A 24889-nucleotide genomic window follows, 5' to 3' on the forward strand; every position below is an offset into this window, starting at 1 on the left:
ATAAACAATATGTGGGGCTTAAGGTAAGCCCGAAAAATATTTCACAAGCGCATTTTCGTCCCAAATTTCAATGCCTAAATTCTGGGCTTTCGTCAATTTTGAACCCGCTTTCTCACCCGCTATCAACAAATCTGTTTTAGCAGAAATACTCCCAGAAACCTTGGCGCCAAGCTCTTGAAGTTTAGACTTTGCCTCCGTTCGCCCCATTTGGGTCAGCATACCGGTAAGCACGAGCGTTTTTCCAAGCAGTGGCTGCTTTTCTTGTGAAGGAGGCGCTATAACTGGCCACGTTATACCCACACTAACAAGCTTATTTAGCACATCGATATTTAAAGGTTCTCGCAAGAATTCATATAAATGACTTGCAACAATTTCACCCACGTCTTGAACCTCTTTGAGTGCGTCCAAGTTTGCGCTTATTATTGCGTCTAAAGTATTGAAATGTAGTGCTAAATTACGCGCAGTAGACTCACCCACTTCACGGATACCCAATGAATATATAAACTTAGCAAGCGTAGTTTGTTTGGATGCATCTATTGCCCGCAAGAGGTTTACAGCAGACTTGGTGCCAAAACGTTCTAAAGAGACTAATTCTGATAACTGCAAAGCGAAAATATCGGTAGGATTTTGGATTAATTTTTGATCAACCAACTGGTCTACTATTTTGTCACCTAAACCTTCAATATCGAAAGCTTTGCGCGATGCAAAGTGCTTTATAGCTTGCTTAGTTTGCGCAGCGCACACGAGTCCTCCGGTGCAGCGCATAACCGCTTCGTTCTCAATTCGCTCAACATGTGATTGGCATACAGGGCACTCGCTAGGAAAGCTGATCTCAGTGCTGTGTGCTGGCCTTCTATCAAGCACAACGCTAACGATTTGCGGAATCACATCGCCTGCTCGCCTTATAACCACGGTATCGCCTATTCTCACGCCTAATCGATTAATTTCGTCTTGGTTGTGTAGTGTCGCATTTGAGACCGTAACGCCGCCAACAAAAACAGGCTCTAAACGGGCTACGGGGGTAATGGCACCGGTGCGCCCAACTTGAAATTCCACTTCCTTTAGAATGGTAAGTTCTTCTTGTGCAGGAAACTTTTGCGCCATTGCCCACCGAGGTGCCTTTGACACAAACCCAAGCCTATTTTGTAAGGTGATCCTGTTCACTTTAAACACCACGCCGTCAATGTCGTAGCTTAAGCTGTTTCGCACTTGTCCTATTTTGACAAAATATTCAAGACAGGCAGTAAAGCCTCTTACTACTTGTGTCTCTTTGCACAGTGGCAAACCTAATGCTTCTAGACAAGTAAGACGTTGGGTATGACTCTGTGCTTGGCTGATGTCACCCCCTTGGAGAATACCTACTGAATATGCATATAAACGAAGTGGTCGCGACGCCGTTATTTTTGAATCGAGCTGACGAAGCGAACCTGCCGCTGCATTGCGTGGGTTAACGAAAATTTTATTACCCGCTTTTTTTTGCAGTTCGTTTAAATTTTCAAAGCCCTGCTTGGGCATAAATACCTCGCCTCTAACCTCAAGGCGTTGAGGCAAGTTGTCGCCTCTTAGTTTAAGTGGAACATTGGCGATAGTTTTAACATTCGCGGTAATATTTTCACCCACTTGGCCATCGCCTCGCGTAGCGGCTTGCGTCAGTATGCCGTTTTCATACAAAATGCTGACTGCTAAACCATCTAATTTTGGTTCACAGGCAAACTCTATCGTTTCTTCGGTATTTAAGCGGTCTTTAATGCGCTGTTCGAACGCACGTAAATCGTCATCTTTAAAGCCATTATCTAAGGACAACATAGCAATTTCATGTTCAATTTGGTCAAATTTTGTAAGCGCAGCCCCTCCTACTTTTTGACTGGGTGAGTCTGGCGTGCGTAAACTGGGGAATGAGCCTTCAATGGCTAGAAGATCTTGCATTAAACGGTCATATTCGACATCCGGAATGCTTGGGTCGTCTAATACGTAGTACTGGTGATTATAGTCTTCAATAGTGGTTTTAATACTGTCAAGGAAGGCTTTGGCATCATCACTAGAAATAAAACTAGGGGTCATTCACATTTATCCATTAAGGTCATCAGGCATTTTTACATGCAATGATTGTTCAGCTTGTTGCTTTATCGTTTAGCACTGCCCTATCGCGCAGGCTCAAGGGATTTAATTTTGGGAGATACGCTTGCGCTCAAACTCTCTTATACGTTCAACATACTGCTGTAAGCTTTGCTTACTTAATCCAACTTTATTACCGTCGAGTAATCGACAGCCAAATTCATCAGATATTTTGCGCGTCGCATTGTGCATCATATTAAACACTTGCTGTGGCTCGCCCTCAATAGGCAGCATCATAAATAAAGATAAACCGTGAGTACTGAAATTTTCTATATTATCGATGTCAAACACGCCGGGTTTAAACATGTTAGTCAAACTGAATAATATAGGTCCCTTACCATTAGTATTTACATGTCGGTGAAATATATCGTGCTCTCCAAACTTGAACCCTAAAGTAAGGAGCATGGGCAACAAGCTAGCGCCACTAATTGGGTTGCTATCAGTGGCACGGATATTCAAGACCAGCACGTCTGTTTCAGTGTTTTGGGTCATTAATTTGGCATCAGCACCTTGAGATTGCGCTTGGCTGGCAGTAGGGCTTTGCGACTCATTGAAGTCGATGCGCATTTGGTCATCCGCATCCTTAGCTTTAAGCACAGGCTCCTTTCTAATCCTTTCGCCGACGGTTTTTTTGTTTCGTCTTACAAAGCGCTTTGCTTGCTCAGTAAAACTTAATTGATTCTCGACTTTTGCTGGGGGTGATGACTGCGTTGGCAATCCTTGGGACGCGAATGAAGGTGTTGCTTGCTCAGTTGAAGCACTATGAGGCGCAACATTATTGGTCAACTGTTCATTTGTATGACTCTTATAAACGCGCGCTTGTTTATGCTCTGCGGCTTGCTTATTTACTTGGCTTACACCGGCAGTTGGCATATCTTCACTTTCTTGCGACATAGCTTTTTGCGCGTCTGCAGTGTTTAGCAATGAAACAGGCGGTTGACCAAAGGACTCTTCACTTATGTTTACCGTTGCCTTACTAAATTCAGGCTTGCGTTGGGTGACAACATTAGAATATACCGGCGGCTGACTTTGCTTGGCAGTTTCGGACGTTTCATTACTAGCTTCGTTATAATCTGATTTAGCATTTTCTGCATTAATCACCCCATGGCTACTTTGCTGGTTGCGCTCATCTTTTACGTAATTTGAGAAGCTTTCATGTTTTTCATCAACTGAGTCACCTAACTCCATATTTTTTGGGTGAGTAGCAGAGCCGCCTGCAGACAAGCCTCTTAGAAAAGGGGCTGCTAAAGTATCGGCGCTTTCAGAGCTCTTTTTATTAGGCGCTGACGGCTCTAAACTTTTATCAGTTGCTGACTTAGTAACAACACGAGCTTTTGAGACACCCACATCATCAAAGCCGAGTTCATCATCGTTAATTTCGCTTTGGGGATCGCAATTACCGTCCCAATTACGGGGTTCAAAACGTGCTTTTTTTAACTTTTCTGAATTTTTACGCGTTGTCCACATGCCGTGCAGCAACACGCCGCCTATGACTAGAATACCAATAATAGTTAATGTTATTTGAAGTTCTTTTTGCATTATTACCCTTGATCTTATTGCTTTATCTTGTCATTCAGCGATGACTAATGCTTGTTCCATATCAACAGCAACCATTCTAGATACGCCTGGTTCAGCCATGGTTACACCCGTTAAATGCGTTGCCATTTCCATGGCTACTTTATTATGCGTAATATAAATAAATTGTACCGACTCTGACATTTGCGAAACTAAGCGGCAGAACCTGCCGACATTTGCATCGTCTAGAGGAGCGTCAACTTCATCTAGCAAACAAAATGGTGCAGGATTAAGTCTAAATATAGCAAATACCAATGATAAAGCGGTTAAGGCTTTTTCTCCACCAGATAATAGCCCAATAGTGCTATTTTTCTTTCCAGGTGGTCTTGCCATTATAGTAACACCTGTATCGAGCATGTCATCATCGTTCAGTGCTAAATATGCCATACCGCCGCCAAAGACTTTAGGAAATAAACTTTTCAAATCGTTATTAACCGCATCAAAGGTAGACTTGAAGCGCGAGGTAGTTTCTTTATCTATCTTGCGCATCGCGTTTTCAAGCATATCTAATGCTTGTGTTAAATCCAAATTTTGTGCATCAAGATTATCTTTGCGCTTCGACTGCTGTTGAAACTCATCAACAGCAGCTAAGTTCACCGCGCCTAGACGCGCAACGCTGTCTGACGTGCAGTTAAGCTCACTTTGCCACGTTTGCTCATCTGCATCCACTGGTAAGGTAGCCACAATATCTTTCACAGATTGGTGTAATTGCTGCAATTGTTCTATAAATGACTGAGCGCGTACCTTGCCGCTTTCTAGGGCAATGCGCTTTATTTCTATACGCGCTTTAATTTCATTTATGCGCACAACTTCATCAAGTTGATCTTTCTCAATTTCAGCCATATCTAACTCTAGTTGCGCTAAGCTATTTCGCTGGAGCACCTGTGCTTCTTGCTGTTGCTGCTGTGTGGTCAATAGTGACTGCAAGTTTTCGTGCTGCACGTCCTGTGGTACTGATAAATCGTGTGTTTCTAAATGCAAACGGCTGAGCTTTTCCTCGTTCTCGTTGAACTGCAGCTGTCTGTTGGCCTGTTGTTCTTGCAGAATCTGTACACTATTACAGATTTGCTGCAACAGCATTGAATGCTGGTGCAGCGATGATTGCATTTGCGTGTGCTGCGCATGCCACTGCAATTGCTGTACACGCAAACTTTCAGTTGTTTGCAAGGCTTCATTTTTTATTTCTTCAAGCCCTACAAGAACCTCAACCAAGTCATTTACTTCATCATTGAGTATTTCAACAGCCATATTTTCTTGTGCTAGACGCTGTTTATTTTGTTGCATCTCAATCTGTATTTTTTGACTTTGTAAAACGCTTTGTTGTTGTTGAAAGAGCATGTTCTGATAATTTATTTCTAGCGCCTGGGTTCGCTGCTTATCAAGGGATAACTGTTTGTGACAGGTGTCTTGCGCTTGTTGGATCTGATTAACGCTCTCAAGAGTCTGCTCAGCGAGTATTCTTGCTTGCATGCTAATACTTTGGCTAAGAGTATGCTGCTCATGCAGTATCTTTATTTGTGCTGCTCTGGCTATTTTATTATCACCTTGGTGACGCTTTATGAATGTGTCAATCGTATAAATATCTCCGTTAGGGACAATTATCCTGTCGTTTGCTGTTATCACCCTAAGCAATTCTAAAGCATGGGTATGATCCATCGCAAGAAAGTAATGGTTGAACAACTGCGGCACTAGTTCATTAATCAGTAGGCTCGCTAAGGTACCTTTGACCTTATGCTGAGTAAAACTTTGTTTAAAAAGCAAGCTTTGCGGCGCATGCAGCCATACCGCTAATGGCCAGTTGTGCGTAATTGGATCGCTTAACGCGGCGTCAATTACCCACACCGCTCCTACTTCTTGAAGAACACTGTTAAGTATTTTCTCGCTGCCGTTTTCAACGTGGAAAAATTCCCACGCAGTTTCCTTGGTGAATTTATCTAAAACCGGCTCTACATTAGCGCGCGATGCCGATGTGCTTGACCGAGTATTCCCTATCGATGACATTTGCAGTGCTTCTAATGCGTCTAGCTTGGCTTTAACACTAGCTGTATTATCGCGCTGGTGCTCATAAGCGTGCTGCGCTTCATTTTGTTTAGCCCTTGCTTGATGCAATTGATCACTTAGCTCACAATGACGTTTTTCCTGCTTTATTATTGATTCAGTCAGTATATGCCTAGTATCACTTAGCTGAGCAAGCTCTTTGTTACTCTGCTTATTGGCTAAATTTGATAGCTCGTCAATAAGTTCGTCCACCCTCGTTTGCGTGCGCGTTTGCAAGCTCAGTGTGTACTGAATTTGGCTATTCTTTTTATCTAAAAGTTGCGCCTTGCTATAAAAAGCGTCTTGCGTTTGCGTAGCCACACGTAACTGTTTTTCTAATCGAGCGTCTGCACCAACCTTTTTATCTTCCAACTCGAAAAGCTGCTCTTGAATAATTTCTTTTTCAGGCTCAGTGATTGCGCGCTTTTCTTGTGCATCAGTAATTTCAGCCAATAAACTTTGCAAGGCCATATTTAAGCTTACTCCAGTTTGCGTAATCTGTTCAATCTCAGATTGAATTTGCGCCCTGCGCTTTTTAGCAAACAACTGTAACTGTTCTAGTTTAGTCACTTCGGTGCCTACCGTGAAAATTTCTTTCTGCAAATTATCAATGCTCGATTTAGTCATAGTTTGCTGATTTTTTAATGCTTGCAAACTTGAATAATTGCTCTGCTGGCTTTCCTCTAACTTAGCTAGTAACTGCTGCTCTTGCATTATGTTTGCTTGTGCATCATCCATAATACGACGTTGCGCTAGCCATTTGAGCGTGGCTAATTCACCTTTTAGCTGGCGTTCTTGCTGTTTAAGTTCTTTGTAACGATTAGCTACCAGTGATTGGCGTTTTAACTTAGCAAGTTGTTCACCTAATTCTTGGCGCACGTCTTCAAGCCTATCAAGGTTCTCTTTGGTATGCTTTATACGCGTTAGAGTTTCTTTGCGTCTTTCTTTATACTTTGAAATGCCGGCGGCTTCTTCAATAAAAACCCGAAGCTCTTGCGGTTTAGACTCTACAAGTTTAGAAATCATGCCCTGCTCGATAATAGCATAGCTACGTGGACCTAAACCGGTGCCCAAAAACAGGTCAGTGATATCTCTACGCCTGCACTTAGCGCTATTTAAAAAATAGCTTGAAACAGCCTCCTTTGTGACCACACGCTTAACCGATATTTCGCTATAGGCCGCAAATTCGCCCCCTATACGCTTAGATGTATTGTCAAACACGAGCTCTACAGAGCACTGCGATACCGCTTTACGAGAGCTTGAACCATTAAATATTACGTCGATCATCGCATCACCACGTAAATTTTTAGCTGACGATTCCCCTAAGACCCAGCGCACAGCGTCAATTATATTTGATTTACCACAGCCATTGGGCCCGACAATAGCAGTCATATCCCCTGGAAACGGAATATTCGTGGGATCTACGAAAGATTTAAAGCCAGCTAGGCGGATTTTTTGTAAACGCATAAGTATAGTGTAGGTGAATAAATGCTAAGGGTAAATAGACAAGTGCACGCCTTTTGGCCAGTTTTACATGCCTTTTTGTGAGGAACTGAGCGGTCAAAAGGTGCCTAACTATTACCCATATATTACGTAGTAAAGTTTAGTAACAAATTAGTTTTAGATGTCACTGGTGGCTGCTGACGCGAGGCTTTATAATAATATTTTAAAAAAGGAGTTTTAATGAACCATAGTTCAGTATATTTCGATAACCATCGAAGTGGTGTGAGTTATTTTTTTCAGGGTTTCGAACTGATAAAAACGAAAGGACTGAAGCGCTTTGTGCTAGTTCCCCTTGTAATTAATTTATTGTTATTTAGCAGCGCATTTTATTTTCTGCTCGATTACATACAGCTATCTGTAAACTACATTATAAGCATAGTACCGCAGTGGATGAGTTTTATTAAAGACGCACTGAGCTATATTTTGTGGCCAATTGCTATCATTACCGTATTGCTTCTATTCGCCCTCATTTTTGGCACTTTAGCTAACTGGATTGCTGCCCCGTTTAATGGTTTTTTAAGCGAGAAAGTTGAACGCTATTTAAGCGGGGAAGAAATGGGGGATGAGGGTTTACTAGACGCCTTAAAGGACACGCCGAGAGCCTTAGCCCGAGAATTTTCAAAACTTACTTACTTTATTCCACGCGCAAGCGGTTTTTTACTTATTTTCTTTTTTGTTCCCCTATTTGGACAAATTAGTTGGTTCTTATTTACCGCTTGGATGATGGCAGTTCAATATGTAGACTATCCTTTTGATAACCATAAAGCCGACTTTAGATTGACACGTGACAGCTTACGCCTAGATAAATCACGGGCCTTTAGTTTTGGCATTATGGTGAATATTTTCTCGTTTATTCCGGTAATTAATTTCATGGTAATGCCGGTATCAATTTGCGGCGCAACCGCAATGTACGCTGATCATTTCAAGCATAAAAGTTGACTCCACTAAGATGGGGCGCATGCAGGCCTAAAACCCTGACCAATAAAGCGCAGCACCTTGATTGTCGCTTTGCTGGGCGCTTTTCATAAATAAGGCCGTCACTGCAATATCATGATGTCTTTGTTTCAGAAGATCTTTCCACATCAATATATAAATGGGTGGAATATTCCGCGTGTCGTGATATTCCATAAACGTAAGTTGACTAGAAGGTTTGTAGGCTGTCAAATCTAACGACTCGCATGTAAGCGAAGGCGCAATATCCAATGACAGACGCTTTGTATACTTATTACTCTGTTTATCCTCGCTAAGCTCTTCACCCCTATTGGGTAAATTGAGAAGTATCAACTGGTCTTGATATCGCTGCCAGAGCTGATATTTTTCATGCTCATATAATATTTCATCATTGCTAACGAGCAAGTTAGGCGCGTAGCTTTTATAGCAGTGCTGCTGTGCTAACGCAGACGGTAAAGAATATTCATCAACAAACCCGACAAAATGCGCTAGCTCATGCACAAAAACGGCATAGGTATCGTCTTGTGCTAAAAACATTGCACCGTCGTTTACATATGCCTTACCTTCCTCTAAAAAGAACACCAAATGCGTGTAGTTAGGCACAAATGATTGTTTTGCAACACTGCTCAAATCACACACTTTGCGACCGTCAGCAAGATCACACTCCAGCTCATTTTGCGCTAACCAAATAATAGAGCTAACACAAATAGGCAGCGTGCTAAGACGTTTATCGCGCTCAAATGCATGTTTAATATTCATGGCCTGTACTGCACCATCCAACGAGGTGGCAACGAACTGAAGCTGCTGAGCGCAGTACGCTGGCATTGATGTGGGCTGACTAATCAGACTCGACAGTGTTGTTTGCTTATAGTTGTTGAGCACATCTACATAGTTTTTAGCAATTGGCGTGTAGGCAACCGCTTTGTTAAACGCAGCGCGCGCTTGAGCCTCAAAACCTTCCCTAAAGAGCATTCTAGCCAGCTTAAATGTACTTGACTTATCGTATTCAACTGCGCGTGTAAGCCATCGCAATGCATTACTTGCATCTCTGTTTTCATAGTAAAACTTACTCAGAGCAATAATTGCAGGAATATGCTCGTTCATAGCTGCTTGTTCTAAGTAGCGGATACGCTGTTGGATAGAATCAACTAAAAATGAAAGTTCAAACTGACTCGGCGCATGGCCTATGATTGCCGCCTGCTGCCACCAAAACGTTTTGTTACTGCCATCGGATAAATCTGCCAGCGCTAGTATAGCTTGCAAGTTTTGCAAAGAAGCTACTTTTTCAAGCCAGAAAATATCGTTGTTAAGCGCAGCTAATTCCGACAGCATATTAAGCGCTGATTCGGAACCATTTTTGGCTGCCGGCCATAGGCCAGCATAGGATTCTTGTTTAAGTTCTGGTGAGATATAGTGACGCAGCATGGGAGAATAATGAGTAGTACTAGAATACAACAGTACAACTAAGGCCAAACAGGCCAATAACAACATTGCTTTAACACTTTTTTTATACAAGATAGTTTACTACCACATAGTTTGCACAACAGCTCTGTTAACAGCGCTGAACGTGCTACTGAGCCTGCATTTCATCTAATCGTGCTCGTCGAACTTTGGCAAGCTCAATACGAGCATATTTATGCTCAATGTACTCAAATACATTGGTGCTTAACGACAATTTAAAATAATTTTCAGCTTTAGTGTATTTACCTAAATAAGCGCTGTGTTTGCCTAAATAAAAATATGCTTCGCACAAGCGATGGTTAAGTTGAGTCTGACTCGTCACATCCCTAAGCAATGCGGCTATTACCGCACTTTCATTAACAATTCCTAAATAATAATCGGCTAAACTGCTGGCCCAATTTTGTTCAAATAAAGCACCACGAGCCTTATTCAACATTATTTTTGCCGCTTCATCGTTACTGCTTTCTCGATAGACAATAAAATGCCATAGCAGGCGAAATGGGTCTGTGGGATCTTGCGCTAAATAAGTAGATGTATCATCTACTGCAAGCTGCGCCCTCCCGCCATAATAAAGCGCAATGGCTCTATTTAACAATGCAAAGTTGTAGCTAGGATCTATTTCTAGACTGGCATCAAATGCGTCATAGGCTTGCATGTGCATGTTCGCTTGAGTGTACAGGACACCCAATGAATTGTGCGCTTGCGCAAACCTCGGTTTCAGGACTATTGATTCCGCATAATCTCTGCGTGCAAGAGATATCAGCCCAAGAGAATCAAAGGCAAGGCCTCGTTGAAAGAGCATTTCAGCACGCTCTTGCTCAGTGAATTGTAAGCGGTACAGGCTATTCGTGTAATGCGCAACCGCAAGCTGTGCTTTAGTACTCAGCATTTCTGGCTCGGCCAATAGTAAGCCACTAGACAATGAGTCTGTGGTATTCTTGGTAGAACTACAGCCTGATAGTAAAGCCATTGATAACAACACCAACGCAATACATTTCAACGCTCGTGCTCTGTTAAACAATTTACGTAAATTTAGCGTTTTTTTATGCACCTAGCCCGCATTCCTTAAATTTTTGAGGTGTGTAACGGTAATCAATATAAAATTAAGCACTGTCAACGTGTAGTTTACCAATAAACATGTATAAAACCAAAAAGTAATGTGACCCGTTATTTTTGTTTGGCTGCAGTTTTTGCATCAAAGGCTAACATTTGCTCCTTTGTAGCCGGCAATTGATGCTCCTGTTTCCACTGTGAATAGGGCATTTTATAAACATGCTGTCGTGCTTCATCATCACTTAAATCAATATTGGCTTTTTGGGCTTCACTTAAATACCATTTAGATAAGCAATTACGGCAAAAATCGGCCACCAGCATTAGCTCAATATTTTGCACTTGCTTATTGCTGTCTAAATGCGCGAGAAGTCGGCGGAAAGTTGCTGCTTCTAATTCGGTTTGTTGATCTTTTGTCATGTCGATTCTCACTCAATGTAAAGGTCTAACAATAATGTAAAAATAAAAAAACCGCCTATTTTGACGGTTTTTTGCTCTAGGTACGCTGTAAATGCTCTTATACAATCTGAACGGACGCTTAATTCATCAGACCACCTTCATCGCAGCGGTCTATATTTGTAAAATAAATTTACTCACCATCACCATTTTGTGGCGCAGCTGGTTTTTCAAGTAATTCTTTCATGCTCAAACGAACACGGTTTTGACGATCAATTTCCATCACTTTTACGTCAACCGCCTGACCTTCTTTCAAATAATCAGATACTTTAGCAACACGTTCATGCGCAATTTGTGAGATATGCACTAAGCCTTCTTTACCTGGCAATACTTCCACAAAAGCACCAAAATCGACTATGCGCATTACTTTACCGTGGTAAGTTTTACCTACTTCAAGCTCAGCTGTTACCTGCTCTATTCGAGCGATCGCAGCATCAGCTTTGGTTTTTTCAGTCGCGAAAATCTTGATAGTACCATCGTCTTCAATTTCAATATTGGTGTCAGTGTCTTCGGTAATAGAACGAATAACCGCACCGCCCTTACCAATTACTTCACGAATTTTGTCTGAATTAATCTTAATCACGTATATACGTGGCGCAAACTCAGACATTTCTTCGCGGTGACTACCAATCGCTTGGTCCATTACACTAAGAATATGCAGTCTAGCTTCTTTAGCCTGTTTAAGGGCTTTTTGCATAATTTCTTGCGTAATACCTTCAATTTTTATGTCCATCTGAAGAGCCGTAATACCGCCTGTAGTGCCAGCTACTTTAAAGTCCATGTCGCCCAAATGATCTTCATCACCAAGAATGTCAGATAACACTACAAAGTTGTCGTCAGACTTAACCAAACCCATTGCTATGCCCGCAACAGAGGCTTTGATAGGAACACCAGCATCCATGAGTGCTAGTGAAGTACCGCACACCGAAGCCATTGATGAAGAACCGTTAGATTCGGTAATCTCAGACACCACACGTACCACGTATGGAAATTCTTCTGCCGACGGCATAACTGCTTGCATACCACGCTTCGCTAGACGACCATGACCAATTTCACGGCGCTTTGGCGAACCAACAAAACCAGTTTCTCCTACAGAGTATGGAGGAAAGTTATAATGCAACATAAAGCGGTTATTGCTAAGGCCAGAAAGACCATCAATCATCTGTGCGTCGCGTTCGGTTCCAAGAGTAGCCACTACCAAAGCTTGCGTTTCACCTCGTGTGAATACCGCGGAACCATGCGCTCTAGGTAACAAGCCTGTTGCCACATGTAAACCGCGAATAGTTTCAGGATCGCGACCGTCTATACGTTTTTCACCAGCTAAAATACGTGAGCGTACAACATCACTTTCTAATTCGTGCAGCAACTCTGACACTTCTTTCGGGTCTAAGCTGTCGTCAGCTGTAGTTAGTTCAGCGCGAGCATTCGCGGTAACTACATCTACAGCGTCTTTACGCGCAAGTTTGTCAGATATTTGATAAGCCTTTGTCATGCTTTCTTGAGCAATCGCTTTAATTTTGTCTTTTAAAGCGACATTTGGCTCAGGTGCAGTCCAGTTCCAAGATTCAGTACCAACTTCAGCGGCAAACTCTTTAATCGCGTTAACCACTGTTTGAGACTGCTCATGCCCGTAAACCACAGCACCTAACATCACTTCTTCAGACAGTACATCAGCCTCAGATTCAACCATAAGTACAGCGCTGTCGGTACCGGCAACAACTAGATCTAATTTACTTTCTTCAAGTTCAGAAGTACGCGTGTTTAAAATAAATTCATTGTTTACATAACCAACGCGCGCTGCGCCAACTGGGCCGCTAAATGGCATACCAGAAATTGCAAGCGCCGCTGATGTGCCAATAAGTGAAATGATATCGGTAGGTATTTCTGGATTTGCAGAAATTACAGTAATGATAATCTGCACTTCGTTTTTAAAAGCAGATGGAAAAAGAGGTCTAATTGGACGGTCAATTAAGCGAGCAATTAAGGTTTCGCTTTCAGAAGGTCTGCCTTCGCGTTTGAAGAAACCACCGGGTATCTTACCCGCAGCGTAGGTCTTTTCTTGATAATTCACAGTTAATGGAAAGAAGTTTTGGTCAGCTTTAGCTTCTTTTCTGCCGACAACCGTTACCAAAACGGTAGTGTCGTCCATACTTGCCATTACGGCTGCTGTTGCTTGTCTGGCAATTACGCCTGTCTCTAGGGTGACAGTATGTTGACCATACTGAAAAGTTTTAGTAATAGGAGTCACACTCTATCCTTTAGTTTATTAATATTTATACTTTTTAAATGCGACCATAGTATATAGCCCTAGCACCTTAATACCAACTTTTTAATGAATATTTCGACAATATAGCTCAGAGAAAAATAATAAATCGTTATTTAAATATCTTGTCTCTAGCAGCGTTACAGATAGCCGCAACTGCTGGATGAGTCACTTTGCGTTCAGAAGAAATTGCATAAAACTTTTGCTTCAAAGTTTTGCTTCTCCCGATCACTTGAAGCCCAAAGCCGTCCTTTACCTCTTCCTCTATGATACTAGGCATAAAAAACACACCAAACCCAGCCTTACCAAACGACTTCATTAGTGCACTGTCGTCGTACTGACCGCGCACCACAGGAAATATGCTATTATCGGTACACCACCTGTCAAAGAGCTGTCTTATTGCATATTGTTTTGTTGGCAACAGCATTGGAGCATCTTGCAAGCAAGCAGGAAAATCACCGTGTAGCTTGGCCGCAAGGTTAGGCGAAGCAAAAAACGAAAGCGTCGATTGTCCTAAATAATGATTGTAAGCTTTTATACTAAATGCACTGCTTAAGGGTGTGTCAGTTAGCACCATGTCGACTTCATGTACGGCAAGCTCACCTAAAATGGCTTCAACAGGTCCCTCTCTGCAGGTAAGACTAATATCGTTTGACACCGAAAGTGCAGGCTCTAGCACTTTATACACAATGGTTTTTGGCAAAGCACTTGCCGCGCTTACAATAAATTCAGATGTTCCCACGATCGGTGCGCCTCTAAGTACATCGTTAAGCTCTTTGCCCAACGCAAAAATATCATCAGCATATCTAAGCACCAACCTCCCCGTTTCAGTTAAGCGAAGTCGACGCCCTATTCGATCAAACAAAGGCTGCCCAATGCGCTCTTCAAGCATACTAAGTTGCCCACTTATCGTTTGCGGGGTAATGAAAAGTTTCTCGGCGGCGCGCGCTATACTGCCTTCGGTGGCGACCACCCAAAAATAATGTAGATGTTTATAATTAAAATTGTCTGACATGTAAGCCTTTTAATACAGCTGATAGGTAAGATTTCCCGATTAGTTTTATACATATTTACGAATTTAATTGTTCACTTTTAATTGATAAAGTTTTATTACTCAACGTAAAAAACGATGTGTCAACGTTTATGCATTAGTCGCAGTCCCTATATACCGAATTTACGTCGTCAGGGTGAAAAAAAATAGAAACCCTGGCAAAACCAAATAGCTACCTGCGATCATTTTTACACTATATATTTATTTATGCACATCAGTTACGGGTGACTTATGCACTATATTATAGACAACAATGGCATTCAGCCAAATAATCAAGAATTGGAGGCTATAGATACTCGTCTTAGCTTAGCTCTATCGCGCTTCAATAGTATAATTACCAAGTGTGAGGTATCTTTCATACCAGAAAAGTCGGTACTAGGCACTAACACGATATGCTGCACTGTCTGTGTGTCTATTATTAAAACCTCAGATTTCGTTGCAAGTGACTCAGCCAACACTATCAGCGAAGCCTTCGACGTAGTGCTTGGAAGAGTAAAACGCAAGATAGAGCGACACTTGAAACGCATCAGGCCTAAGCGAATGTCAGCTACGTTAAGAACAAACATTCACTAGTATTTTTCAAGCAAAAAAAAACTGTAGCGATTTTCTCACTACAGTCTATTTTATGTTTGGTGCGGAAAGGGGGACTCGAACCCCCACGCCCTAAAGCACCACCCCCTCAAGGTGGCGTGTCTACCAATTCCACCACTTCCGCGTGTTAAATATTACTGATTGTCTTGTGCCTTTGGCGCTTCTTCGGTAAGTTCAGTTTTTGTCTCTTGAACCGAAACTGGAAAATCTGAACCGTCTGTGCTTGCAGAGGGAGTTTGTTCCAGCATTATCTGTTCAATTGTCTCAAACTCGTCAACCGTTGTACTAGTACCTGCGGTTATGCCACCGATAATTAGACTTATAGTAAAGAACAAGGTCGCAAGTACGGCGGTGGTTCTTGTCATGAAATTACCTGAACCGCCCGACCCAAATACGGTGTTAGAGCCTCCTGCACCAAATGATGCGCCCATTTCAGCACCTTTACCTTGCTGCAACAACACAAAACCGACCAACATGATAGCCACAATCAAATAGGCGCCTAGCAATACTTCATATAACATATTAAAATTCCTCTTATTTTACCGCGTTACAAATAGCGATAAAATCATCAATTTTCAAGCTAGCGCCCCCAATTAGGCCGCCATCAATATCTGGTTTTGCAAACAAAGCATGAGCATTGCTTGCGTTAACACTTCCACCGTATAGCAGACGGGTAGAAACTGCATTGTGGTTCCACTTTACTATTTCAGTTCTAATAAACTGGTGCACTTCTTGTGCCTGCTCTGGTGAGGCTGTTTTGCCCGTTCCGATTGCCCAAATAGGCTCATAAGCAATAATGCATTTTTCAAGAAAATCTTTTGAACAAACGTCTATTACGGCTTGTAGCTGTTCAAATACAAACTTATTAACGTTACCTGCTTCTCGCACTTTTAATGGTTCACCTACACATAGTATGGGTGTTAAACCGGCATTCAGGACCGTTTGAACTTTTAGTGCTACTGCTATATTACTTTCGTTATGGTCTTGCCTTCTTTCGGAGTGCCCGACGATAACATACGTTGCACCCAGTTCTTGCAACATACCAACCGCAATATCACCTGTGTGAGCGCCAGCTCCGAATTGACTGCAGTCTTGAGCACCCACTTTAAAACTTGCTTTACTCGCAGCTGCTAAATAAGGATAAGGCAGGCATAACACGGTGTCTAACAAGGGTGAGGCCTTAAGTTCACTAATGAAAGTATGTAACAAGGCCAAGGAACCATTCATTTTCCAGTTGCCCGCCACCATGGGCTTACGTACATTACTCATATATCACCCTGTATTCATGTCTTAAACGAGACTAGACAAGCTTTAAACCAATTACTGCTCGGAAGTAAAAGCGGCGCTGATATTAACTGTACGCACTTGATTATACAAGTCACAAACTAACAAAAACAGCAATTATCCTGCTTTTTTAACTTCATCAGCAATGTACTGCGCCCATCCTGTAGAATCTTCCTCCGATTCTGCTTCGACCATAACTCTAATTAAGGGTTCGGTGCCACTTTCACGCAGCAAAACGCGTCCCGTATCACCCATGGCCTTTTCGGCCTTATGCACAGATGCAAGCACCGCTGGATTGGTTAATGGATCTCTGCCTTTATTTTTAAATTTTACATTAATAAGCTTTTGAGGAAATTTAATAAAGCCAGAATTTAGTGCACTTAAGCTCATGTTAGCACGTAGCATAGCCGCTATCACCTGCAAACCGGCTACAATGCCGTCGCCAGTAGATGAATAGTTAAGATTAAGTACGTGGCCAGAATTCTCGCCTCCAATAGACCATCCTTTCTTTTTCAACAGCTCCATTACGTAGCGATCCCCTACATCGGCACGCTCAAACGGGATCCCTAGTTTTTCAAACGCCACTTCCATGCCTAAATTAGACATTTTAGTGCCTACCACGCCTCCGCCTAAGTTACCTAAACGTAATGCGTCACGCGCAATAATGAAAATTATCTGGTCACCGTCAATTACATCACAGTGTTCATCCACTAACATTATACGGTCGCCATCACCGTCAAGTGCAAACCCTAAGTCGGCTTTATGCTTTTTAACCGCCTCTATACAGGCTCGTAAAGAGGTTGCGCCCACTTTGTGGTTAATATTCAAACCATCTGGTGCAGTACCTATTTCTATCACGGTAGCACCTAATTCGCGCAGCACGTCTGGTGCAATATGATAGGTGGCACCATGCGCACAATCTACGACAACTTTTAGACCGGAAAGTGAAAGTTCAGATGGGAACGTACCTTTACAGTATTCTATATAGCGTCCTGCTGCGTCATTTATTCGACTTGCTTTGCCTAAACGGTCAGACTCTACACAGGTCATCTTTTCTTTCATTTGCGCCTCAATGGCTAGTTCAATGTCGTCGTCTAATTTATGCCCTGTCGACGAAAAGAACTTAATACCGTTATCGTAATAAGGATTATGCGAGGCTGAAATCACAATGCCTGCCTCGGAGCGAAATGTTTTGGTTAAATAGGCGATTGCAGGCGTGGGCATAGGACCAAGTAGGCCAATATTAATGCCAGCAGCTGACAAACCTGCCTCTAATGCAGACTCTAGCATGTAGCCACTTATACGCGTGTCTTTGCCAATTAGCACCTTGTTGGTACCGCGACCGGCTAATATTTTACCCGCTGCCCATCCTAATTTGGTCACAAATTCAGGATTGATGATGCTGTCGCCTACTCTTCCTCTAATACCGTCAGTTCCAAAAAATTCTCTTTTTGCCATAAATAATCCTTATCCTATTTTACGCTAGTAGTTTTACCGACAATTTTCATTGCGTCTACAGTTTGTTCAACGTCGTGTACACGCAATATACTGGCGCCTAACATAGCGGCAATAGTATGCGCCGCAATGTCGCCCGACAAACGATTATCGACATCCTTGTTGAGGAGATTGCCAATCATTGATTTACGCGACATACCAGCTACTACTGGCAAATCAAACTGGGTAAATTGCATCAGTGATTTCAATAATTGATAGTTGTTGTCTAGTGACTTGCCAAATCCAAAACCAGGATCTAACAAAATTTGATTGTAGTGGAAACCAGCCGAGGTAAGACGCTCAATTTGAAACCTAAAAAAATCGCTAACTTCAGCCACCACGCATCCATATTGAGGTGCACATTGCATCGTCGCCGGTGTGCCCTTCATGTGCATTACGCAGGTAGGAACATTTAGTTCTTTAGCAAATTTGGCAGCCGTTTCAAGCGCATTTGGTAGTTTCAAAGCACGCACATCGTTAATTAACCTAGCACCTGCACTAACTGCTTCTTGCATTACTATCGCCTTGCTTGTGTCAACTGACACAATGACATCAAGTTCATTATTTATTGCTTCAATGACTGGAATTACACGGTTAAGCTCTTCTTCTAAGCTTACGGCTGTGGCGCCTGGGCGAGTGGACTCGCCACCTACATCTATAAACGTGGCGCCATGCTTAAGCATAAGCGATGCCTGCTTCAAGGCCTTGTTTAGGCTTATAAATCTGCCACCGTCGGAGAATGAATCTGGCGTTACATTCAGTATCCCCATTACTTTGGGGCTGTTAAAGATAACTTCACGATCTTTAAACAACATTGCAGAACGTTCCTGTGCAGACTTATAAAATAGCACGAGATTATACCCGATCGTAATCAAAAAATAATGTTAAATAAAACTTTCCATTACAAAATGGCTCTCTAAACGAAAAACACCGGCATAAGCCGGTGTTGTTTAACTTTGCAAACTACTCCCTACATTTGCTTAAGTAGCTTTGCTTGCTTCACTATCATCTGCCGGCTTGTCGTCTTTCCCGACATCAACTGAAGAACCACCGGTTGGCGTGTTGGAATCAGACTTATCATTGTTATCCCAATCTGCTGGTTGGCGTACTTCTCTGCGAGCCATTAAGTCGTCAATTTGCTTGGCGTCTATTGTCTCATACTTCATTAACGCATCTTTCATGGTGTGCAGTACATCTATGTTGTCGCGTAATATTTGCTCCGCACGCTTGTAGTTACGGTCTAAAACGTCTTTGATTTCAGCGTCGATGACCTTGGCAGTTTCGTCAGACATGTTGTTTGACTTACCCGGCATGTACATTTCATTTTCATCATCAGCAAACAACTGCGGGCCTAGTTTAGTCGACAGTCCCCACTGCGTTACCATTTTCTTAGCAATTTCGGTAGCGCGTTCTATGTCGTTTGATGCTCCCGTGGTAACCATTTCTTCACCGTAGATAATTTCTTCGGCCAAACGGCCGCCGTATAAGCTAGAAATCATACATTCCAAGTGGCGTTTGGAGTAACTAAGACGGTCTTGTTCCGGCAAGTACATTGTTACCCCCAACGCTCTACCGCGAGGAATAATGGACACTTTGTAAACAGGATCATGTTCAGGTACTACGCGACCGACTATTGCGTGTCCAGCCTCGTGGTAAGCAGTCATGGTCTTTTCATCTTCCGTCATTACCATACTCTTACGCTCTGAGCCCATCATTATTTTGTCTTTTGCTTTGTCAAACTCTTCCTGCGAGACTACTTTCTTGTTAGTTCTGGCCGCAAACAAGGCTGCTTCATTCACGAGGTTGGCTAAATCAGCACCAGAAAACCCTGGTGTACCACGCGCGATTACTGAAGCTTGTACGTTGTCAGACAAAGGAACTTTACGCATGTGAACTTTCAATATTTGTTCACGACCTCTTATGTCAGGCAGACCAACCGTTACTTGACGATCAAAACGACCAGGGCGAAGTAATGCTGGGTCTAAGACGTCAGGGCGGTTAGTAGCCGCAATAACGATTATGCCTTCGTGCCCTTCAAAACCATCCATCTCGACTAGCATTTGATTAAGAGTCTGCTCGCGTTCGTCGTTTCCGCCGCCCATTCCTGCGCCACGTTTACGCCCTACCGCGTCTATTTCATCTATGAAAATAATACACGGAGATGACTTTTTCGCTTGCTCAAACATATCTCTGACCCGAGAGGCACCTACACCGACGAACATTTCAACAAAATCAGACCCTGATATAGTGAAAAATGGTACTTTTGCTTCACCTGCGATAGCTTTAGCGAGGAGAGTTTTACCTGTTCCTGGAGGCCCTATCATTAGCACCCCTTTTGGAATTTTCCCGCCTAACTTTTGAAACTTGGTCGGGTCGCGCAAAAAGTCAACTAACTCAGACACGTCTTCTTTAGCTTCGTCGCAACCAGCAACATCAGCAAAAGATGTTTTAATTTGGTCTTCGCCCAGCAACCTTGCTTTACTCTTACCAAAAGACATTGCACCTCGACCGCCACCACCGCCTTGCATTTGGCGCATGAAGAATATCCAAACACCAATAAGCAATAACATTGGAAACCAATTAATGAAAATTCGGCCTAACAATGATGCTTCTTCTGGTTCTTTACCAAAAGCACGAATATCTTTTTCCAGCAATTGATCTAGTAATTTGTCATCGCGGATAGGCATATAAGTGGTGAAGTTCTCGTTGTTGCGAAGTGTACCAGTGATTTTTTGACCATCCACCAGTACTTCAACGACGTTTCCGTCTTCAACGTCTTTTAAAAACGAAATATAGTCTTTTTGTGGCTTAGGCGTTGTTTGGCCATTAAAGCCCTGAAACACCATCATTAACACAACTGCAATGACCAACCATAATATGAGATTTTTTGCCATGTCGCTCAACGCTATGACCCTCTAAATAAAAATAAAAGAATTAATTTGAAAGCTTTTGCTATCAACCTTAAACACAGTACTATACTTTCTAGCCTCGTGCCACTATCCAACCATACGCCTTGTTTACGCAACTTGTGCCGAACTTGTTCAATAGGACATAGAAAACTTTTTATTTCTATTGATTGCTTGTCCACATTTTTTGACGTTTCTAAATATTGTCCAGTAATAAGCGCTAGTTCAAATATAAGTTGAAGCTGCGCAAACTAAACCCAAAGGATAATATTTTTTCCATGATGTAACAACACCGGTCGCTTTCGTTATTAAGTGTAGGTAGAATAACCAAATTCAAGTGCAGCATCTACATTACTAAAGGCAACTTCTCAAAAATGATTCTTACTAACAAGCAAAAACAGTACTTAACAGGCTTAGCCCATCCCTTAAAAGCTGTCGTTCAATTAGGCAACAATGGTTTAACTGAGGGCGTTCTTGCAGAAATTGACTCTGCCCTTAGTCACCATGAGCTTATCAAAGTGAAAGTGGTATCTGATGGCCGCGATGAAAAAACGCTCATAATGGATGCCATTGTAGGTGAAACTAATTCTGTCAAAGTGCAAAGCATTGGAAATGTCTTAGTTATTTATAAGCCCAGTAAAGAACCTACTATAAAACTGCCCAGGAAATAATTAGTATTCATTAGATGTATAAAGGAAGCTTATGAACTTATCATCCTCTTTTTCAATTGTTACCGGTGGTTGCTCTGGCTTAGGTCACGCCACCGCTAAAGCACTAATTGAATCTGGCTGGGAAGTTTGTATTTTTGACCTAAACCAAGAAAATGGGCAAAACATCGCAGAAGATCTAAGCCAACATTCTTGTTTTTTTGAATATGTAGATGTTACCTCTAGCAGCAGTGTTGAAAGCGCCCTTGCAAAGTTTCAACAAAAAAATATCCGTTTACTAGTAAACTGTGCCGGCGTAGCACCTGCAAAACGCACGCTTAATCGTGATGGAGAAGCCATGCCACTAGCAGACTTTGCCAGCGTTATTAATATCAATCTTGTGGGCTCCTTCAATGTTGCGCGACTTGTAGCGGCGGCTATGGCAAAAAACACCAGCTTTAATGATGATGGTGGTCGTGGCCTTATTATTAACACCGCTTCTGTCGCCGGATATGAAGGCCAAATTGGGCAAACAGCGTACGCCGCCAGTAAGGCTGGTTTGATTGGTTTGAGTTTACCTCTGGCCAGAGATCTTGCGCCTGTTGGCATTCGAGTTAATACTATTGCACCGGGTATTATGGCCACACCAATGCTGCTTGCGATGCCTGACAGCGTGCAAAGCGCATTAGCCAGTAATGTACAGCATCCAAGACGTTTAGGGTTGCCTGAAGAGTTTGCCAAATTGGTTCTTCATATAGCTGATAATGGTTATATTAACGGCGAAACTATTCGTTTAGACGGCGGCCTAAGAATGCCACCCAAGTAATGCTCCCACCGAAGAAAAACACTACTCATCGGTCATGCCGTTTACCACGTTTGAAATGGCAAAGAGCCTAGAAATCGCCATGCTATGTACGGTATTTTTAGGATAGGTACCGCGGGAACTTAGCTTACCTGCCGTCTGTTTCATTGTTACGCAGATAGCTTGGTCTACATCACTCACCGCATAGATTGTGAACAAACCATTTTCAACTGCTGCTATAACCTCGTCGCTCAGCATAAGGTTAACGTGGTTCGATTTTGGAATAACAACGCCCTGCTCTCCTGTTAGGCCGCGATTTGCACATAAAGTAAAATATCCTTCAATCTTTTCATTTATGCCGCCAACCGCTTGTACCTCGCCCAACTGGTTAATAGAGCCGGTTATGGCAATACCTTGTTCAAGCCCAATATCGGTCAAAGAGGATATGAGCGCAAGCAGTTCTGCCAATGACGCGCTGTCACCATCTATATAACCATATGACTGCTCCAATGCAATGTTTGCACTTAAGGTAAGCGGAAACGTCTTAGCATACTTATTACCCAAATAACCGGTTAATAGTAATACTCCCTTAGAATGAATAGACTGTCCAAGTTCTACTTCTCTTTCAATATCTACCACACCACTTGAACCTGCGTACACCGACGCAGTTACACGTGCGGGTGTACCAAATGCAGTATCCCCAACTTCTAGTACGGTTAAGCCATTAACAGTCCCGACAGCCTTACCTGCAGTAGAAATGAGAACATGGCCTTCCTCAATGTCGAGTAAAAACGTATCGCTTACACGACCTGAGCGGTATTTTTTCGCTTTTAAGGCATATTCTATATGTGCTCTTGTTAGTATCTCATTATTAGCCAGGCGGCAAAAATAATGAGCTTCATTTAATAATTCAATTACGTCTGCAAATTTGGCGCTTAGCTTACTTTGATGCTCTCCTTGACGTAAGCTATAACGAATGCAAAAAGCTATTGCGTCATGATTAATATCGCTTAAGCCTATATTGGCCACTTGCTGCCTTAAGCGCGTTACAAAATGATTTATATTCTCTTGGGTAAGATCTATTTCATGATCAAAATCGACCAGTACTCTGACCAGTTCTGAAAATTCTGGGTCATATTCTTGTAAGGTATAATAAAGTTCGCTAGAGCCTAATAATATGAGTTTTACCTTGAGCGGTATAGGCTGCGGGATTTGAGTGATGTTGTTAACCATTGCAAGGTCTTGCTGAGGCAGTTCTAGGCGTATTTGCTCAAACTTGAGGGCAAGCTTAAGGGCCTCCCAAACGTGAGGATGATCCAATAGTTTCTCAGCATCAAGCACCAAGTATCCTGCATTAGCTCGGTGTAAAGCACCAGCAGTTATCATTTGGTAATTTGTATATATACTTCCCTGTACGCTTGTGTATTCGATTTTACCAAACAGGTTTTGATAATTTGGATTAGGCTCATAAATTAAAGGCACAATATCACAAGCCTTGTTAGCCACTAGTACGTTTGGTAGATATGTGTCTACAAATAATGCACGTTTATCAAATTCATTGCCCTTGTCGTCTTTGTCGTCACCCGACAACACTTCAATTACCGTTTCAATCAAATGCTTCTTTAACTGCTGACAATATTTCAAAATGGCTATATTACCAACATATTTTTGTTCCAAGGCTTTTAGAAGTGGACGGATGCCTTGCTCTACTGTTTCTTGCTTAAGCGCTTTTTGTTGTTCAACACTTGCACGTTGCCAAGCAGGCAATTCAAGTAAAGCTTCGCTTAAGTGTACTTCTAGACCATCTATAACATCGTAATAATGCTGACGATCGATATCGGTTTTGCTGGTAAATTCACCATCGTTTAGAGGTTTCCCGTCTATAATAGGCGAAAACGTTATGTTATTTCCGTCTTCCACTAAAGCAACACTTCGCGATAAGGCTATTTTTTCTACTTGGTCAATTGCACTGTCATATTTTTGATCAAAATGACGCGTTATTGCTCCTTTTTTACGCTGAAAACTTGGGTTTTCGAATACCGCTGGAAAGGTGGCCATTATTTCGTCTATCAACGTTTCTATATCCTTGACCAAACGCTTACTTTCCCCCGCTGCCAGCGATAAGGCCATTGGCTCACGTTCAGCCTCAAGATTGTTTAAGTAACACCAATCAAGCACTGGATATTTTGGTTTTTTTATCGCAGTAATATAGTCGTTAACAAGGGTAAAACGACCGGTAGCCTGTTCGCCCATTACGTATAGGTTGTAACCCGCAGCATCAACACCTAATCCAAACGACAGAGCGTCTTTTGCTCTTTGTTGGCCAATAAGAGAGCTGCTTTTTATATTCGCCTCTATTGCTTGCGCTATCATAGACAAGGGCACATCAACGCTTAATTGACTGGGTAAAAGAGCAAGTTTTTTACGTTCTGTAGCACTTGTTTCGGCAGGAGTTAAGACTGTCACTTTATATTTTTTATCCTAGGGAGTATGGCATACGTATTTTGTGTTTTAGACCACTTTGGCACCCTGCTAGTGTACAGGATTTTTAGCGTTGTCACATATGCAAAAATAAAACTGAGGAGCTTTGAGTGAAAATATCCATAAAATCTCTCTTTTTAGTCAGTATGTCCTTGTCGAAAGCTAGCATTACAGGCTATTCTAATAAACTTTATTTTATAATAATTACCATGCGAGAATTCT

The 24889-nt window shown here is 42.3% G+C and carries 18 protein-coding genes and 1 tRNA gene; 4 read left to right on the forward strand and 15 right to left on the reverse strand.

Features of this window, described 5'->3' with window-relative positions:
* Nucleotides 1-18 precede the first annotated feature (18 nt).
* The 3 genes from ligA to smc all read right to left on the reverse strand — a co-directional run bounded on the left by ligA (nucleotide 19) and on the right by smc (nucleotide 7194).
* Nucleotides 19-2061, reverse strand: coding sequence for an NAD-dependent DNA ligase LigA (ligA, locus tag GPUN_RS05095; RefSeq protein ID WP_006004152.1), 2043 nt, complete (start codon nucleotides 2059-2061; stop codon nucleotides 19-21).
* 102 nt (nucleotides 2062-2163) lie between these two features.
* On the reverse strand, nucleotides 2164-3654 hold the full coding sequence (gene zipA / locus GPUN_RS13655; RefSeq protein ID WP_006004153.1) for a cell division protein ZipA: 1491 nt from the start codon (nucleotides 3652-3654) through the stop codon (nucleotides 2164-2166).
* Between the two features lie 30 nt (nucleotides 3655-3684).
* Complete coding sequence (gene smc, locus GPUN_RS05105) at nucleotides 3685-7194, reverse strand: chromosome segregation protein SMC (RefSeq protein WP_006004154.1); 3510 nt, start codon at nucleotides 7192-7194, stop codon at nucleotides 3685-3687.
* A gap of 216 nt (nucleotides 7195-7410) precedes the next feature.
* Between smc and cysZ the strand changes: the two genes are divergently transcribed.
* On the forward strand, nucleotides 7411-8169 hold the full coding sequence (gene cysZ, locus GPUN_RS05110) for a sulfate transporter CysZ (RefSeq protein ID WP_006004155.1): 759 nt from the start codon (nucleotides 7411-7413) through the stop codon (nucleotides 8167-8169).
* 27 nt (nucleotides 8170-8196) lie between these two features.
* Here cysZ and GPUN_RS05115 read toward each other — a convergent pair whose 3' ends face one another.
* The 5 genes from GPUN_RS05115 to nhaR all read right to left on the reverse strand — a co-directional run bounded on the left by GPUN_RS05115 (nucleotide 8197) and on the right by nhaR (nucleotide 14426).
* A complete protein-coding gene (locus GPUN_RS05115; RefSeq protein ID WP_141567220.1) occupies nucleotides 8197-9696 on the reverse strand; it encodes a tetratricopeptide repeat protein in 1500 nt (499 codons plus the stop codon).
* A 55-nt stretch (nucleotides 9697-9751) separates the two neighbouring features.
* Complete coding sequence (gene nlpI / locus GPUN_RS05120; protein ID WP_369403270.1) at nucleotides 9752-10693, reverse strand: lipoprotein NlpI; 942 nt, start codon at nucleotides 10691-10693, stop codon at nucleotides 9752-9754.
* Between the two features lie 116 nt (nucleotides 10694-10809).
* Nucleotides 10810-11112, reverse strand: a complete 303-nt coding sequence (locus GPUN_RS05125) for a DUF1244 domain-containing protein (RefSeq protein ID WP_006004160.1) — start codon at nucleotides 11110-11112, stop codon at nucleotides 10810-10812.
* 169 nt (nucleotides 11113-11281) lie between these two features.
* A complete protein-coding gene (gene pnp / locus GPUN_RS05130; protein ID WP_006004161.1) occupies nucleotides 11282-13396 on the reverse strand; it encodes a polyribonucleotide nucleotidyltransferase in 2115 nt (704 codons plus the stop codon).
* Nucleotides 13397-13523: 127 nt separating this feature from the next.
* Nucleotides 13524-14426, reverse strand: a complete 903-nt coding sequence (nhaR, locus tag GPUN_RS05135; protein WP_006004162.1) for a transcriptional activator NhaR — start codon at nucleotides 14424-14426, stop codon at nucleotides 13524-13526.
* Nucleotides 14427-14693: 267 nt separating this feature from the next.
* Between nhaR and GPUN_RS05140 the strand changes: the two genes are divergently transcribed.
* Complete coding sequence (locus GPUN_RS05140) at nucleotides 14694-15035, forward strand: HPF/RaiA family ribosome-associated protein (RefSeq protein ID WP_040520336.1); 342 nt, start codon at nucleotides 14694-14696, stop codon at nucleotides 15033-15035.
* A gap of 57 nt (nucleotides 15036-15092) precedes the next feature.
* Here GPUN_RS05140 and GPUN_RS05145 read toward each other — a convergent pair.
* The 6 genes from GPUN_RS05145 to ftsH form a co-directional block, all read right to left on the reverse strand.
* Nucleotides 15093-15177, reverse strand: a tRNA-Leu gene (locus GPUN_RS05145).
* A gap of 10 nt (nucleotides 15178-15187) precedes the next feature.
* Nucleotides 15188-15574 (reverse strand): preprotein translocase subunit SecG, encoded by a 387-nt coding sequence (gene secG, locus GPUN_RS05150; RefSeq protein ID WP_006004163.1) that lies wholly within the window; start codon nucleotides 15572-15574, stop codon nucleotides 15188-15190.
* 13 nt (nucleotides 15575-15587) lie between these two features.
* Entirely contained in the window at nucleotides 15588-16322 is a 735-nt protein-coding gene (tpiA, locus tag GPUN_RS05155; RefSeq protein ID WP_006004164.1) for a triose-phosphate isomerase, read from the reverse strand.
* Between the two features lie 132 nt (nucleotides 16323-16454).
* Entirely contained in the window at nucleotides 16455-17795 is a 1341-nt protein-coding gene (gene glmM, locus GPUN_RS05160; RefSeq protein WP_006004165.1) for a phosphoglucosamine mutase, read from the reverse strand.
* Between the two features lie 14 nt (nucleotides 17796-17809).
* Entirely contained in the window at nucleotides 17810-18646 is an 837-nt protein-coding gene (gene folP, locus GPUN_RS05165) for a dihydropteroate synthase (RefSeq protein WP_006004166.1), read from the reverse strand.
* Nucleotides 18647-18811: 165 nt separating this feature from the next.
* Complete coding sequence (gene ftsH / locus GPUN_RS05170) at nucleotides 18812-20734, reverse strand: ATP-dependent zinc metalloprotease FtsH (protein ID WP_040520339.1); 1923 nt, start codon at nucleotides 20732-20734, stop codon at nucleotides 18812-18814.
* 377 nt (nucleotides 20735-21111) lie between these two features.
* On the opposite strand from ftsH, the gene yhbY reads away from it, so the two are divergent.
* Entirely contained in the window at nucleotides 21112-21408 is a 297-nt protein-coding gene (yhbY, locus tag GPUN_RS05175; RefSeq protein ID WP_006004168.1) for a ribosome assembly RNA-binding protein YhbY, read from the forward strand.
* Nucleotides 21409-21439: 31 nt separating this feature from the next.
* The gene (locus tag GPUN_RS05180; protein WP_006004169.1) at nucleotides 21440-22210 is read left to right on the forward strand and encodes an SDR family NAD(P)-dependent oxidoreductase; all 771 of its coding nucleotides are present in this window, start codon (nucleotides 21440-21442) and stop codon (nucleotides 22208-22210) included.
* 21 nt (nucleotides 22211-22231) lie between these two features.
* Here the strand turns inward: GPUN_RS05180 and GPUN_RS05185 are convergent, their stop codons facing one another.
* Complete coding sequence (locus GPUN_RS05185) at nucleotides 22232-24652, reverse strand: Lon protease family protein (RefSeq protein WP_006004170.1); 2421 nt, start codon at nucleotides 24650-24652, stop codon at nucleotides 22232-22234.
* Between the last annotated feature and the right edge of the window lie 237 nt (nucleotides 24653-24889).

The sequence above is a fragment of the Glaciecola punicea ACAM 611 genome, from assembly GCF_000252165.1.
Lineage (GTDB): Bacteria > Pseudomonadota > Gammaproteobacteria > Enterobacterales > Alteromonadaceae > Glaciecola > Glaciecola punicea.

Bases quoted from the DNA above. Each gene is read 5' to 3' on its own strand.
- GPUN_RS05180 (WP_006004169.1), top strand. From the start codon at position 21,440: ATGAACTTATCATCCTCTTTTTCAATTGTTACCGGTGGTTGCTCTGGC.
- yhbY (WP_006004168.1), top strand. From the start codon at position 21,112: ATGATTCTTACTAACAAGCAAAAACAGTACTTAACAGGCTTAGCCCAT.
- ligA (WP_006004152.1), bottom strand. From the start codon at position 2,061: ATGACCCCTAGTTTTATTTCTAGTGATGATGCCAAAGCCTTCCTTGAC.
- GPUN_RS05140 (WP_040520336.1), top strand. From the start codon at position 14,694: ATGCACTATATTATAGACAACAATGGCATTCAGCCAAATAATCAAGAA.
- zipA (WP_006004153.1), bottom strand. From the start codon at position 3,654: ATGCAAAAAGAACTTCAAATAACATTAACTATTATTGGTATTCTAGTC.
- smc (WP_006004154.1), bottom strand. From the start codon at position 7,194: ATGCGTTTACAAAAAATCCGCCTAGCTGGCTTTAAATCTTTCGTAGAT.
- cysZ (WP_006004155.1), top strand. From the start codon at position 7,411: ATGAACCATAGTTCAGTATATTTCGATAACCATCGAAGTGGTGTGAGT.
- nhaR (WP_006004162.1), bottom strand. From the start codon at position 14,426: ATGTCAGACAATTTTAATTATAAACATCTACATTATTTTTGGGTGGTC.
- folP (WP_006004166.1), bottom strand. From the start codon at position 18,646: ATGTTGTTTAAAGATCGTGAAGTTATCTTTAACAGCCCCAAAGTAATG.
- GPUN_RS05125 (WP_006004160.1), bottom strand. From the start codon at position 11,112: ATGACAAAAGATCAACAAACCGAATTAGAAGCAGCAACTTTCCGCCGA.
- glmM (WP_006004165.1), bottom strand. From the start codon at position 17,795: ATGGCAAAAAGAGAATTTTTTGGAACTGACGGTATTAGAGGAAGAGTA.
- tpiA (WP_006004164.1), bottom strand. From the start codon at position 16,322: ATGAGTAATGTACGTAAGCCCATGGTGGCGGGCAACTGGAAAATGAAT.
- secG (WP_006004163.1), bottom strand. From the start codon at position 15,574: ATGTTATATGAAGTATTGCTAGGCGCCTATTTGATTGTGGCTATCATG.